We start from the raw sequence: 12,740 nt of genomic DNA on the forward strand, positions 1-12,740 counted from the left end.
GACTGGTGCAGAGTAACGGCTTGAAGAGCATCGAAGGAATCAAAAGTGGCATTGGACATTCATCGGCAGATCCCTGCGTCCTTTGAGCGCGTGCAGCGCAGCGATTACGGCTATAACGCCAAGCAGGTGGATCAGTTCCTGCAGCGGGCGCGGGTGTCACTTGAAACCCCGGAGGCTGCGCCGCAACCTGTTACCAGTGCCGTTGTCAGGGCAGTTTCATTCGACCCCGTCAAGGGCGGTTATTCCGCCGCCGTCGTGGACGCAGCACTGGACCGCCTCGAGGACGCCTTCGCCCGCCGCGAGCGGGACGAGCTGATCGCTGCCCGTGGCGAGGAAGCCTGGCTGCGGGAGATTGGAAACCTGTCCGGCATCCTCCGCGGCCGGCTGCACCGCCCCGACGGCGACCGCTTCCGCCGGCCGGCGAAGAAGAAGGTCCGTAGCTACAACACGGCCGACGTCGACCGGCTGTGCCACGAACTCATCGCCTACCTCGAACAGGACAAACCGCTCAGCGTCGACAACATCCGCCGCGCAGTTTTCCGTCCCGCTGTTGGCCGGGACGGGTACGAGGAAACCCAGGTGGACGCCTTCCTGGACCGTGTGGTTGAACTGATGGCGGCCATCGACTGACCTGGTTCCAGGCTCCGGCCGGGCTGGGAAAGAACGATGTTGGGGGTCACCTTTCAGTGGCGAGTGGCCGTTCCGGAGTGTGGAGGCGGGTCATTACCCGGGGCATGGTCTTCGGGACCCTCTGGACGGTGGCGCGGGAAACCATGACCATCACTGCGAAGGCCGCCGGCACTGTCCATGCTGCAGGCTGGGCCAGCCAGGGCGCGAGGTTGTTCGCGCCCGCTACGGAGCCCGCAATCATCGCGCCGCCGCAGAGAACGCCGCCCGTTACCATCCCGGCGATGGCGCCGGCGTCTGTCAGTCCCCGCCACCAGATGCCGAGCAGCAGCACCGGGCACACAGTGGACGCGGTGAACGCGAAAACCAAACCCACGCTTCCGGCGAGGGCCAGCGAATCCGTCATGAGGGCGAACCCCAGGGGCACCACGATGGAGATCACCGCCGCCAGCCGGAAGCCGCCCACCCCGGCGCCCAGGACGTCCTGGCTGATGACGCCGGCAAGGGAGACCACCAAGCCGGACGTGGTGGAGAGGAAGGCGGCAAAAGCGCCCGCCACCACAAAAGCTGACAGCAGATCGCCGGCGGCACCGCCCACCAGTTCGCCGGGGAGCAGCAGCACCATGGCATCGGCCTGGTTGGCGCGTGCGAGGCCAGGCGCAAACATCCTGCCCACAAGTCCGTACGCGGTGGGAAACAGGTAGAACACCGACAGCAGGCCCAGGACAATCAGCGTGGTCCGCCGGGCCGACTGCCCGTCCGGGTTGGTGTAGAAGCGGACCAGCACGTGGGGCAGCCCGAGGGTGCCGAAGAGCAGGGCCACCAGCAGCGACACGTTCTGGTACAGCCCGGCGGGGGCAAGATTCGTGGGGTTCACGGCAGGCGGAGACAGGGCGGGCGTCCCGTTTCCAGCGAGCATAAAGATGATGAACAGGATGGGAACCGCCAGGGCCGTGAGCTTGAGCCAGTACTGGAAAGCCTGGACGAAAGTGATGGAACGCATGCCGCCGGCAACCACCGTCAGGCACACAACAATCACCACAGCCACCGATCCCACCCAGGACGGCAACCCGGTGGTGATCCGGATGGTCAAAGCGGCGCCGTGGAGCTGCGGCACAATATACAGCCAGCCCACCAGCACCACCACCAGGCTGGTGACCTTCCGGACAGCCCGGGAATCGAGCCTGGCCTCGGTAAAGTCGGGGATTGTGTACGCGCCTGAGCGCCGCAGCGGGGCTGCAACAAAGAGCAACAGCATCAGATAGCCGGCGGTGTAGCCCACCGGAAACCACAGGGCGTCCGTCCCGGACAGCAGGATGAGGCCGGCAACCCCGAGGAAGCTTGCCGCCGAGAGGTACTCACCGCCGATGGCCGAGGCATTCCACCAGGGCCGGACAGTCCGGGAAGCAACATAAAAATCGCCCGTGGTCCGCGAGATCCGCAGGCCGTAGAAGCCGATGACCGCAGTGGCCACGGACACCACTGCGAGCGCGGCTATGGCCACGCCTGGATTCATGGTTCCGTCACTGGTCCTTGGCCAGGTCCCGGTAGCGCGCCTCATTGCGGGTGGCAGTCCGGACGTACAGCCAGGCACTCAGCCCGATCAGCGGGTAGATGCCTGCCCCCAGGAGAATCCAGTCGAAGGGGATACCGGCTATACGCGTCTCCGTGAGGCCGGGAACGACGGCCAGCAGCAGCGGAAATGCCCCAAGGATCAGCAGGAAACCGCCGGCGACTACCAGGGCCAGCCGCAGCTGGGAACGGATCAGGGACCGGACGAAGACCTGCCCCACCTCGGAGTCCTGCGCCGCTTCACGGCTGTCCCTGGGAGGAAGCGCCGCGGAGCGCGGTGCCGTGACGCGAACCCTCGTCATGCGTGCGGCCTGATCCGGGTGGCGCCCAGCTTCTCCCGCACCGTTGGCAGGTGGCGCCGGCTGATCGGAAGGCCGGCACCCGCAACAGTGACACTGGGCCCGTCCGCAGCCAGCTTCATGGACGTCACATGCTTCAGGGCAACGAGGTAGGAGCGGTGCGTCCGGATGAACCCGGCGTCCGCCCACTGCTGCTCGAGGTCGGCCAGGGGTACCCTGATCAGGTAGCTCGCATCGGCGGTGTGCAGCCTTGCGTAGTCGCCCTGGGCCTGTACGTAGGTGACGTCGTCACGCCTGATCATCCTGGTGGTACCGCCCTGGTCGACGGTGATCATCTCAGGCGCCGTGCCGCCGTCGCGCAGTTCGCTGATCCGTCCCACCGAGCGTGCAAGCCGTTCGGCCCGGACCGGCTTGAGCAGGTAGTCCACGGCGGCGAGTTCGAAGGCCTTCAGCGCGTGGTCCTCGTCCGCGGTCACAAAAACCACTGCAGGGGGATTCCTGCTGGCCGAAATGGCGCGCGCGATATCCAGCCCGGACACCGCCGGCATATGGATGTCCAGGAAGACGGCGTCGACCGGGCCGGCTGCCAAAGCCCGGAGGGCTTCGCTGCCCGAGGTGGCGCGGAGGACGGTGCCGATGCGGTCGTCCCGCCCCAGGAGGAAAGCCAGTTCCTCAACGGCGGGCAGCTCATCATCAACGACGAGGACGTTAATCATGTTCCTAGGTTAGCTTCCGCCGCCCGCAGCCGGATCAGGGGGAGCTCCAGGGCACCATATCAGTTCCGCACATCAGGCATCGTTGCCCGGCTGCGACTTTGGGACGCGCATGGTGATCAGCGTTCCCTCCCCGGGGGCGGTGTCGATGACCAGGCCATGGTCATTGCCGTAGACCTGGCGGAGGCGGGCGTCCACGTTCCGCAGGCCCACGTGCTCGCCGTCGGTGTGGCCGGCCAGTACGGACTGCAGCTGGGCCGGGTCCATGCCCACGCCGTCGTCTTCAATAGTCACTTCGGCGAACGCGCCTGCGTCATTCGCGCTGATGCTGATGTGCCCCGGCCCTTCCTTGGCCTCCAGCCCGTGCCGGACGGCATTTTCCACCAGCGGCTGCAGGCTGAGGAAGGGGATGACGGTGCTAAGCACCTCCGGCGCCACCCGCAGGCTGACCTGGACGCGCTCGCCGAACCGGGCGCGTTCCAGGAGGAGGTAGCGGTCGATGCAGCGAAGCTCCTCGGCGAGCGTGGTGAAGTCGCCGTGCCGGCGGAAGGAGTAGCGGGTGAAATCGGCGAACTCCACCACCAGTTCCCGGGCGCGGGCGGGGTCGGTGTTGATGAAGGACGCAATCGCGTTGAGCGAGTTGTAGATGAAGTGCGGGCTGATCTGGGCGCGGAGTGCCCGTACCTCCGCCTCCATCAGCAGCGTCCGGGATGCGTCCAGCTCCGCGAGCTCCACCTGCACGGCCACCCAGTCGGCCACCTCGCCGGTGGCCCGGACCAGTCCCGCACCCGCCGACGGCGCGAAGGCAGCGACGGCGCCCACGACCCGCGTCCCGGCCCGCACCGGGGCGATCACCGCGGCGAGAGGGCCGCCGGTACCGTCCCGTGGAGCGCCGCCCGGCCCTGTGGGGCGCCCTGCCGGAAGCACCGCCGTCCGCCCGCCCGCCAGCACTCCTTCAGCCAGCCGCATCAACTCGGGCTTCAGCTCCTCTGCCGCGCCATCCCACGCAAGAACCCCGGTGGTGTCTGTGATGGCGAATGCCTCGCAGGCCAACAGCGTGCGCAGCTGGCGGCTGGCTTTCGCCGCGCCTGCAGGATTGAGGCCGCGCCGGAGATGCTGCCCGGCCTGGGACGCGGCGTGCAGGGTGTGGTAGGTGGCGCGTTCGGCGTCCGTGCCGAGGTCCCTGAAGGACCGCAGCACCTTGAGCCCCAGGCCGACGACGACGGCGACGGCCATGGCGATCACGGCAACAGCAGCGGCGGTCAGGAGGGGGGAGTCCGGCATGGTGCCCAGCGTAGCTGCGGGTGCCGTTTGTCGCAGCATCCCGACCGTTGAGCGACCGCCCGCCGGTAGGGTCTGGAATCCGGTGCCCGGCAGAAAGCACAGTGATTGCAGTCACATTTGCGGTACCCCTTTTTACCGGGCACGCCGTTGGGTGTGTTCAGGCAAGTCTCAACGAGGAGGAACGATGGGTAACGATGCCCATACTCCGGACGCAGCGGCGTCCGTGGACTTTGAACAAGTCCAGTCGACCGGGCAGTTCCAGGAACTGCGCAAGCGTCACCGCAGCTTTGTCTTTCCCATGGCAGTCGCATTCCTGCTGTGGTACTTCGCTTACGTCCTGCTGGCGGACTACGCCGTGGGCTTTATGTCCACCAAGGTCTGGGGCAACATCAACGTTGGTCTGATTTTGGGCCTGCTCCAGTTCGTCTCGACGTTTGCGATCACCAGCTGGTACGTCAGCTACTCCAACCGGCGGCTGGACCCCATCGCCGCTGAAATCCGCGACGAGATCGAAGGGCACGAATTTGATAAGGACGGCAACCGAGTGGGCGGGGTAAACAAATGATCGGGATCGCCACAGCCGTGGACGTCGCCGCCCTCAAGGACAGCACCCTGCTGAACATGGGCATTTTCGGCCTGTTCGTCGCCGTCACCATGGTGATTGTTTTCCGCGCCAGCCGGAACAACAAAACGGCAGCCGACTACTACGCGGCCGGCCGCTCCTTCACCGGCTCTCAGAACGGAACCGCCATCGCGGGGGACTACCTCTCGGCAGCCTCCTTCCTGGGTATCACCGGCGCCATCGCCGTCAACGGCTACGACGGGTTTATGTACTCCATCGGCTTCCTGGTGGCCTGGCTTGTGGCGCTGCTGCTCGTGGCCGAACTTCTCCGTAATACGGGCAAGTTCACCATGGCGGACGTGCTGTCCTTCCGCCTCCAGCAGCGGCCCGTCCGCATCGCCGCCGCTATCTCCACCCTCGCCGTCTGCTTCTTCTACCTCCTGGCGCAGATGGCCGGCGCCGGCAGCCTGGTCTCGCTGCTGCTGGGCATCAGCGACTGGGGCGGCCAGGCGCTGGTGATTATCGTCGTCGGCGGCCTGATGATCATGTACGTCCTGATCGGCGGCATGAAGGGCACCACCTGGGTGCAGATCATCAAGGCAGTCCTGCTCATCGCCGGAGCGGCCGTGATGACCCTCTGGGTCCTGGCGATCTACGGCTTCAACCTCTCCAGCCTGCTCGGCGCGGCAGTGGAAACGGCCAACAACCCGGCCGTCCTCAACCCGGGCCTGCAGTACGGCAAGACAGAGACCTCCAAGCTGGACTTTATGTCCCTGGGCCTCGCGCTGGTCCTGGGCACCGCCGCCCTGCCGCACGTCCTGATGCGCTTCTACACCGTGCCCACGGCCAAGGAAGCCCGCAAGTCCGTGGTGTGGGCCATCTGGCTGATCGGTCTCTTTTACCTCTTCACGCTGGTGCTCGGCTACGGTGCAGCGGCACTCGTCGGCGCTGAAACCATCCGGTCGGCACCCGGCGGAGTGAACGCCGCAGCCCCGCTGCTGGCCTTCTACCTGGGCGGTCCGCTGCTGCTGGGCTTCATTTCGGCCGTGGCATTCGCCACCATCCTCGCCGTCGTGGCGGGCCTGACCATCACCGCGGCCGCGTCCTTCGCCCACGACATCTACGCAAGCGTCATCTCCAAGGGCAAGGCCGACGCCGACACCGAGGTCAAGGTGGCCCGGCGCACCGTGGTGGTCATCGGCGTCCTGGCCATCCTGGGCGGCATCCTCGCCAACGGGCAGAACGTGGCGTTCCTCGTGGCGCTGGCATTCGCCGTCGCCGCCTCCGCCAACCTGCCCACCATCGTGTACTCCCTGTTCTGGCGGAAGTTCACCACGCAGGGCGCGGTCTGGAGCATGTACGGCGGGCTCGGCGCCGCGATTGTCCTGATCGCCTTCTCGCCCGTTGTCTCCGGCGGCGCAACCTCGATGATCAAGGACGCCAACTTCGCGCTGTTCCCGCTGAGCAACCCCGGCATTGTGTCCATTCCGCTGGCGTTCTTCCTGGGCTGGCTCGGAACCGTCCTGGACAAGAAGCGCGAAGACGCCGCCAAGCAGGCCGAAATGGAAGTCCGGTCCCTCACGGGAGTCGGGGCAGAGAAGGCAGTGAACCACTAGATCCCAGCGAACCAGTCACCTGCCACTGCAGAAAAGAGCCCCGGCGTTGCGGCGCCGGGGCTCTTTCGTGTCTGCGTGGCTGGTCTTATGGAACGGCCGTGCGGAACCGGCCAGAGGAAGCTAGGCCTTGGGCCGCAGCTTGATCTCGGTCATCTTGAGGTCGTCGGTGCCTTCAAAGCGGTACGCCAGATCCACTTCCTTGCCTTCGCAGGTGATAACGCCCGCCACGTCCGCGGTCTTGACTCCGTTTTCTGTGCCCACCCGGAGGTCGTTATAGGAAGGCTTGCACTGGGCGTTCATCTCCAGGGTTCCCACTCCAGTAATAAACGCTTCCTTGGACAGCTGTTCCTTCAGTGCGGGGTCGAGGTACTCATCGTAGGCCTGCGAGCTCTGGCCGCTGATGACCAGCCTGGTAAAACCGTCAGCAAGGCCCCTGGCCTGGTTGGTGGCGCTGCCCACCACGCTGATCAGGATGATGATGCCCAGGACCACCAGGAGCAGGACGCCGCCGATGCCCGCCAGGATGATCCAGAGTTTCCGCCGGCTTTTCACTGGCGGCTGCTGGCCGGGCAGCCCGAATGGGCCCGGTTCCGGATAGGTGCCGGCAGGACCCTGGTAAGCCGGCCCGCTCTGGCCGGGCAGCTGCTGCGGGGGCAGGGGTGGCTGCTGCGGCGCCTCCAGGCGCTGCCCCTGCTGGTACGGTTCCTCGGGATTGCTCAAAAATGGAGCCTTTCCGGCGTCGTGCTGGACGCCGCCTGGTTGCGGGGCCCTCCGAACCCCGTGAATAACTTGCAACAGCCTATAGCCCGCACCCCCGCCGTCGTACTTTCATGGCGGCTGCCGGCACGCTCAGGTGCCCTGCGGGCCCCGGTCCAGCAGGGGCTGCACCCGGAAGGGGATGAGTTCACCCATGGCCAGGGCGGTGTCGGTCCGGTCCACGCCGTCGCAGGCCAGGATTTTCCCGTTAATGCGGAAGAGGTCTTCGGCATCCAGGGCCACCACCCTGAGCAGCAGGTCGGCGGAGCCCGTGAGCCCGTAACCTTCGAGGATCTCCGGGACGTCGGCCAGGTCCGCCGCCAGCTGGGAAAGCTTTTGCTGCTGGACATGGACGGAAATGAATGCCATCAACGGATACCCGAGCGCAACCGGATTGATCCTGCGTTCGAAGGAAAGAAAGACATGCTTTTTCTCCAGCTGGGCCATCCGCGCCTGCACTGTATTCCTGGAGAGGCCAAGCTTCTGGGCCAGCGCCACCACCGTTCGCCGGGGGTCCTGCGCCAAGGCGGACAGAAGGCGGGTGTCAGTGCCATCCAAAGCTTGCATAATGCGCAACGGTAGCACCGTCGTGAGCCGCCCGACAGAGCATTGTGCTTAGTGATTGACGTGGTGGTTGTACCCAATGAGCATTGTGAGTAGGGTCACAGTATCCGGAGCAACGGCGCCCGGGAGGCCGGCGGCCAGCGGGATCACAAGTCCCGGAACCGCTGGTCAACGACGTGAGAAGGTGCGGCTATCGTGTCTACAGACGAAACGGGCCAGGACGGCACAGGTGCCCCGAATACCGGTGCCAATAGTGCTGCTGCCAAGGCGGACATCCATGGACAGGGCAAAGGCCTCGTCCAGCTGATTACACCGTCCGGGGAGCGCGTGAGCCACCCCGAATACGACCCCTGGGTACAGGACATCACGGACGAGCAGCTGTGCGCGCTGTTGGAGGACATGACCGTCATCCGGCGCATCGACGTCGAAGCCACGGCCCTGCAGAGGCAGGGCGAGCTCGCATTGTGGCCGCCCCTGCTGGGGCAGGAAGCAGCCCAGGTCGGATCCGGCAGGTCCCTCCGGACAGACGACTTTGTGTTCTCCAGCTACCGCGAGAATGGTGTTGCGTACTGCAGGGGAGTGGACCTGACGGACATCGTCCGGGTGTGGCGCGGGAACGCCTCCTCCGGCTGGGACCCGTACTCCATCAATATGGCCACGCCCCAGATCATTATCGGAGCCCAGACCCTGCACGCCACCGGCTATGCCATGGGCATCCAAAACGACGGCGCCGATTCCGTGGCGGTGACGTACTTCGGCGACGGAGCCACCAGCGAGGGCGATGTCAACGAGGCAATGGTCTTTGCCGCAAGCTTCCAGGTGCCAGTGGTGTTCTTCTGCACCAACAACCACTGGGCCATTTCCGAACCGGTGCGGCTTCAATCGCACATCCAACTGGCGGACAGGGCGGCCGGGTTCGGCATCCCGAGCCTGCGGGTGGACGGCAACGACGTCCTGGCCGTGATGGCCGCAACAAGGGTGGCCCTGGACCGGGCCCGGCGCGGCGGCGGTCCCACGTTCATAGAGGCCGTCAGCTACCGGATGGGTCCGCACACCACGGCCGATGACCCCACCCGCTACCGTGACGCCAACGAACTGGAGGACTGGGCAGCCAAGGACCCGATCAGCCGGGTGGAGGCACTCCTGGACCGCAAGGGGCTGCTGACGGAAGCGCTCAAACAACAGGTCAAGGACAGGGCCGACGCCGTAGCCCGGGACATGCGCACGGGCTGCATCACCATGCCGGAGCCGCAGCCGCTGGATGTCTTCAAACACGTCTACAGCACCCCCAACTCCTGGCTGGACCGGCAGCAGGACCATTACGCCCGTTACCTGGCCTCCTTCGGTGATCCCGCAGAAGCCGTATCAGAAGAAGGTGCACGCTGATGACCCAGATGACCTTTGCCCGCGCCATCAACGCCGGCCTTCGCAAATCCCTGGAGAACGATCCCAAGGTAGTCCTCCTGGGCGAGGACATCGGTGCCCTGGGCGGCGTCTTCAGGATTACGGACGGCCTCCAGAAGGACTTCGGCAAGCACCGGGTGGTGGATACGCCCCTGGCAGAGTCAGCGATCGTGGGGACAGCCGTGGGACTGGCCTACCGCGGCTACCGGCCCGTTGTGGAGATCCAGTTCGACGGTTTTATCTACCCGGCGTTCGACCAGATCGTCAGCCAGGTGGCCAAGCTCCATTACAGGACACGCGGCGCGGTGAAGATGCCCATCACCATCCGGGTCCCGTTCGGCGGGGGCATCGGTTCACCGGAGCACCATTCGGAGTCCCCGGAAGCCTACTTCACCCACACCTCCGGCCTGCGCGTGGTGACGGTCTCGAACCCGCAGGACGCCCATACCGTTATCCAGCAGGCCATTTCCTGCGACGATCCTGTCCTGTACTTCGAGCCTAAGCGCCGTTATCACGACAAGGGCGAGGTGGACGAGTCCCTTGATCCTCTCTCCGCAGTGCCCATGGATCAGGCGAGGGTTCTGGCGGAAGGCACCGACGTCACTTTGGTGGCCTACGGCCCCCTGGTGAAGACCGCGCGGGACGCCGCCCTGGCAGCCGAAGACGAAGGGATTTCGATCGAGGTCATCGACCTGCGCTCGCTGGCACCAGTGGACTACGACACCGTTGTGGCCTCGGTCCGCAAGACCGGCCGCCTGGTGGTGACGCACGAGGCCGGCCAGTCCGGCGGGATCGGTGCGGAAGTGGCGGCCAGCATCACCGAGCGGTGCTTCTACTACCTTGAGGCGGCCCCTGTCCGGGTGACCGGCTTCGACATCCCGTATCCGTACTCCAAGCTTGAAATGCACCACCTGCCGGGCCTGGACCGCATCCTTGACGGCGTGGACCGTGCCCTGGGCCGGCCGAACTCCCTCAGCGGGCTGGAAGGATGAGCGCCACCATGATCAAGGAATTCCGGCTCCCGGACCTGGGCGAAGGACTTACTGAATCGGAAATCCTCAGCTGGAAGGTTGGGGTGGGGGATACCGTCAGCCTCAACCAGGTGATCGCCGAGGTCGAAACCGCCAAGGCCGTGGTGGAGCTCCCGTCCCCTTTCGCAGGGGTCATCCGGGAACTCCACGAACAGCCCGGCACCATCGTGGAGGTGGGCAAGCCCATCGTTTCGTTCGAAGTATCGGACGACGCCGCCGCCCCCTCGCCAGCACCCGGTATCCCTGCTTCGTCCCCGGCGTCAGAACCGGGGGCGCAGGCGGTGCAGGAGGCCAAGCGGCAACCTAACCTGGTGGGGTACGGCGCCGCCGTCGAAAGTTCCGCCCGGCCGGCACGGCGCCTCCGCAACGTACGCGCTGTGGTTGAGTCCGATACACCCCGTTCCCTGGTGGCTGAGCCCGTCGAACCGAAGCCCGTCGAAACCAGGCAGGTCGAAACCAAGCCTGCCGCAGCCAAACCCGTCGAGGCCCGGACCCCGGGAGTGGAGCCTGCCGAAACCCGCCCTCGGTCCACTCCGCCCGTGCGGAAGCTCGCCAAGGACCTGGGTGTGGACCTGGCCATGGTGGCAGGGACGGGGCCGCAGGGCCTGATCACCCGTGAGGACGTCCAGCACTTTCTCGATGGCCATTCCGGCGGCGCAGCACCTGAAGCAGCGCCGGCCGGGGTTCAGGCCCGCCAGGGGGAGCGGGAAACCCGCACGCCCATCAAGGGTGTGCGGAAGTTCACGGCGGCCGCAATGGTGGCTAGTGCCTTCACCGCACCGCACGTCACCGAGTTCCTCACCGTGGATGTCACTCCGGCCATGGAGCTGCTGGCCAAGCTGAAGGGCAACCGCGAATTCAGCGGGCACAAGCTGACCCCGCTCACCTTGGCGGCAAAAGCTGTGCTCATCGCCCTGCGGCGGAACCCGGTCCTCAATGCGCGCTGGGACGAGGTGAACCAGGAGATCGTGACGTTCAACTACGTAAACCTGGGCATCGCCGCTGCAACACCACGGGGACTGACCGTTCCCAACATCAAGGACGCAGACTCGCTGTCCCTGCTGCAGCTGGCCGAGGCGCTGACCGGACTCACCGAGACAGCCCGCTCCGGCAAGACCACGCCGGCCGACCTGACCGGTGGAACCATCTCGATCACCAACATCGGCGTCTTCGGGATCGATGCCGGCACCCCCATCCTCAACCCGGGGGAGGCCGCGATCCTTGCGCTGGGTGCGGTGCGGAACATGCCGTGGGAGTACCAGGGCGAGGTAGCCCTGCGGCAGGTGCTCACGCTGAGCCTGTCCTTTGACCACCGCCTGGTGGACGGGGAGCAGGGGTCACGCTTCCTTGCGGACGTGGGCGCCATCCTCGCGGAACCCGGAATGGTCCTCACCATGGTCTAACCCACGAAGTTTTTGTCCAGATATGCAGGTTCTGAACGGTCAATCCCTGCATATCCGGACAAAAACCCGAGCATTAAGGGGAGGACCGGGGGGTGTCCACCAGCAGCGCGGCCAGGGCCATGCTCTCGAGCAGGGGACGGGCGGATTGTGCGGCCATCTTCCGGCCGTGGTTGCGCACCGAGTGCGGTGTTGAGTTGATGAGCCCGAACGTGGCATGTGCACGCATCCGGAGCTCCGTGATCTCCGTGTCCGGATGCAGCTTTGCAAGGACATCCACCCAGGCCTCGACATAACTCAGCTGGAGGGTCCGCACAGCCGCCTGGTCCTCTTCGGACAGGTTGCTGAAATCCCGGTCCTGTACCCGGATTACGTCAGGCTTGCCCAGAGCGAAGTCCACCTGGAACTCCACCAGGCAACGCAGTGCGGATGCCGGATCGGGATTACGGGCCACCACCTCGCGGCCGCCGTCGAGGAGTTCCTGGCTGACGGTCACCAGCAGGTCGGCGAGGACCGCCTGCTTCCCGGGAAAATGACGGTAGACAGCGGGGCCGCTTACCCCTGCCGCCGCTCCGAGGTCCTCAAGGGACACGCGGTTGAACCCGTTGACGGCGAACAGCGAAGCCGCGGCAGACAGCAGGGCCTGCCGCCGGTTCTCCTTCGCCTGGCCGCGCTGGGTTGACGAGCCGCGCTGGGTTGACGAGCCGCGCTGGGTTGACGAGCCGCGTTGGGTGGCCGGGACCCGGGGTGCAGGGGGAGCTGGTTCGGCCGTTGTGGCGTGCTCCAGTGGGAAGCCGCGCCCGCCGGTCCGGGTGGCGTCAGTGCTGGCCACAATTCCTCCTCAGACCCGCAGACCTAGCCAGGGCGGTATGTGTTGGACTTCACAGTTAATACAGACTAACCTGAATTTCA

Annotated in this window: 13 protein-coding genes; 6 read left to right on the top strand and 7 right to left on the bottom strand. The window is 65.8% G+C overall.

Going from position 1 to position 12,740, the window contains the following annotated elements:
• Positions 1 to 45 precede the first annotated feature (45 nt).
• Positions 46 to 630: a DivIVA domain-containing protein gene (locus tag M8J71_RS05495; protein ID WP_256246957.1), complete on the top strand. Its 585-nt coding sequence runs from the start codon at positions 46 to 48 to the stop codon at positions 628 to 630.
• 46 nt (positions 631 to 676) lie between these two features.
• Here M8J71_RS05495 and M8J71_RS05500 read toward each other — a convergent pair whose 3' ends face one another.
• The 4 genes from M8J71_RS05500 to M8J71_RS05515 all read right to left on the bottom strand — a co-directional run bounded on the left by M8J71_RS05500 (position 677) and on the right by M8J71_RS05515 (position 4,495).
• The gene (locus M8J71_RS05500; RefSeq protein WP_256246958.1) at positions 677 to 2,143 is read right to left on the bottom strand and encodes a sodium/solute symporter; all 1,467 of its coding nucleotides are present in this window, start codon (positions 2,141 to 2,143) and stop codon (positions 677 to 679) included.
• 7 nt (positions 2,144 to 2,150) lie between these two features.
• Positions 2,151 to 2,501, bottom strand: a complete 351-nt coding sequence (locus tag M8J71_RS05505; protein ID WP_163164418.1) for a DUF485 domain-containing protein — start codon at positions 2,499 to 2,501, stop codon at positions 2,151 to 2,153.
• A complete protein-coding gene (locus M8J71_RS05510) occupies positions 2,498 to 3,214 on the bottom strand; it encodes a LytR/AlgR family response regulator transcription factor (protein ID WP_163164420.1) in 717 nt (238 codons plus the stop codon). The genes M8J71_RS05505 and M8J71_RS05510 overlap by 4 nt, the downstream gene beginning before the upstream one ends.
• Positions 3,215 to 3,286: 72 nt before the next feature.
• Entirely contained in the window at positions 3,287 to 4,495 is a 1,209-nt protein-coding gene (locus M8J71_RS05515; protein ID WP_256246959.1) for a sensor histidine kinase, read from the bottom strand.
• A gap of 184 nt (positions 4,496 to 4,679) precedes the next feature.
• Between M8J71_RS05515 and M8J71_RS05520 the strand changes: the two genes are divergently transcribed.
• Positions 4,680 to 5,060 (top strand): DUF485 domain-containing protein, encoded by a 381-nt coding sequence (locus M8J71_RS05520; RefSeq protein WP_256246960.1) that lies wholly within the window; start codon positions 4,680 to 4,682, stop codon positions 5,058 to 5,060.
• Positions 5,057 to 6,673 (top strand): solute symporter family protein, encoded by a 1,617-nt coding sequence (locus M8J71_RS05525; protein ID WP_256246961.1) that lies wholly within the window; start codon positions 5,057 to 5,059, stop codon positions 6,671 to 6,673. Before M8J71_RS05520 ends, M8J71_RS05525 begins: the two co-directional genes overlap by 4 nt.
• Positions 6,674 to 6,793: 120 nt before the next feature.
• Here M8J71_RS05525 and M8J71_RS05530 read toward each other — a convergent pair whose 3' ends face one another.
• A complete protein-coding gene (locus M8J71_RS05530) occupies positions 6,794 to 7,393 on the bottom strand; it encodes a hypothetical protein (RefSeq protein WP_256246962.1) in 600 nt (199 codons plus the stop codon).
• 129 nt (positions 7,394 to 7,522) lie between these two features.
• The gene (locus M8J71_RS05535; protein ID WP_163164428.1) at positions 7,523 to 7,996 is read right to left on the bottom strand and encodes an Lrp/AsnC family transcriptional regulator; all 474 of its coding nucleotides are present in this window, start codon (positions 7,994 to 7,996) and stop codon (positions 7,523 to 7,525) included.
• 192 nt (positions 7,997 to 8,188) lie between these two features.
• Here M8J71_RS05535 and pdhA point away from each other — a divergent pair, with 192 nt between their 5' ends.
• Genes pdhA through M8J71_RS05550 form a run of 3 tightly spaced genes read left to right on the top strand, consistent with a single transcriptional unit; the run spans position 8,189 to position 11,831 of the window.
• Positions 8,189 to 9,379: a pyruvate dehydrogenase (acetyl-transferring) E1 component subunit alpha gene (pdhA, locus tag M8J71_RS05540; RefSeq protein WP_374114811.1), complete on the top strand. Its 1,191-nt coding sequence runs from the start codon at positions 8,189 to 8,191 to the stop codon at positions 9,377 to 9,379.
• Positions 9,379 to 10,389, top strand: coding sequence for an alpha-ketoacid dehydrogenase subunit beta (locus tag M8J71_RS05545; RefSeq protein ID WP_256246963.1), 1,011 nt, complete (start codon positions 9,379 to 9,381; stop codon positions 10,387 to 10,389). Before pdhA ends, M8J71_RS05545 begins: the two co-directional genes overlap by 1 nt.
• Positions 10,386 to 11,831, top strand: coding sequence for a 2-oxo acid dehydrogenase subunit E2 (locus M8J71_RS05550; protein WP_256246964.1), 1,446 nt, complete (start codon positions 10,386 to 10,388; stop codon positions 11,829 to 11,831). The genes M8J71_RS05545 and M8J71_RS05550 overlap by 4 nt, the downstream gene beginning before the upstream one ends.
• Before the next feature lie 73 nt (positions 11,832 to 11,904).
• On the opposite strand, the gene M8J71_RS05555 is transcribed toward M8J71_RS05550, so the two are convergent.
• Positions 11,905 to 12,660, bottom strand: coding sequence for an SACE_7040 family transcriptional regulator (locus tag M8J71_RS05555; protein WP_308292947.1), 756 nt, complete (start codon positions 12,658 to 12,660; stop codon positions 11,905 to 11,907).
• Positions 12,661 to 12,740: the final 80 nt, after the last annotated feature.

The sequence above is a fragment of the Pseudarthrobacter sp. R1 genome, assembly GCF_024494415.1.
Classification (GTDB): domain Bacteria; phylum Actinomycetota; class Actinomycetes; order Actinomycetales; family Micrococcaceae; genus Arthrobacter.

What these genes read in the sequence shown, in the direction of transcription:
- M8J71_RS05500 (WP_256246958.1), bottom strand. Translation starts at nt 2,143, where the DNA reads ATGAATCCAGGCGTGGCCATAGCCGCGCTCGCAGTGGTGTCCGTGGCC.
- M8J71_RS05505 (WP_163164418.1), bottom strand. Translation starts at nt 2,501, where the DNA reads ATGACGAGGGTTCGCGTCACGGCACCGCGCTCCGCGGCGCTTCCTCCC.
- M8J71_RS05510 (WP_163164420.1), bottom strand. Translation starts at nt 3,214, where the DNA reads ATGATTAACGTCCTCGTCGTTGATGATGAGCTGCCCGCCGTTGAGGAA.
- M8J71_RS05515 (WP_256246959.1), bottom strand. Translation starts at nt 4,495, where the DNA reads ATGCCGGACTCCCCCCTCCTGACCGCCGCTGCTGTTGCCGTGATCGCC.
- M8J71_RS05520 (WP_256246960.1), top strand. Translation starts at nt 4,680, where the DNA reads ATGGGTAACGATGCCCATACTCCGGACGCAGCGGCGTCCGTGGACTTT.
- M8J71_RS05525 (WP_256246961.1), top strand. Translation starts at nt 5,057, where the DNA reads ATGATCGGGATCGCCACAGCCGTGGACGTCGCCGCCCTCAAGGACAGC.
- M8J71_RS05535 (WP_163164428.1), bottom strand. Translation starts at nt 7,996, where the DNA reads ATGCAAGCTTTGGATGGCACTGACACCCGCCTTCTGTCCGCCTTGGCG.
- M8J71_RS05545 (WP_256246963.1), top strand. Translation starts at nt 9,379, where the DNA reads ATGACCCAGATGACCTTTGCCCGCGCCATCAACGCCGGCCTTCGCAAA.
- M8J71_RS05550 (WP_256246964.1), top strand. Translation starts at nt 10,386, where the DNA reads ATGAGCGCCACCATGATCAAGGAATTCCGGCTCCCGGACCTGGGCGAA.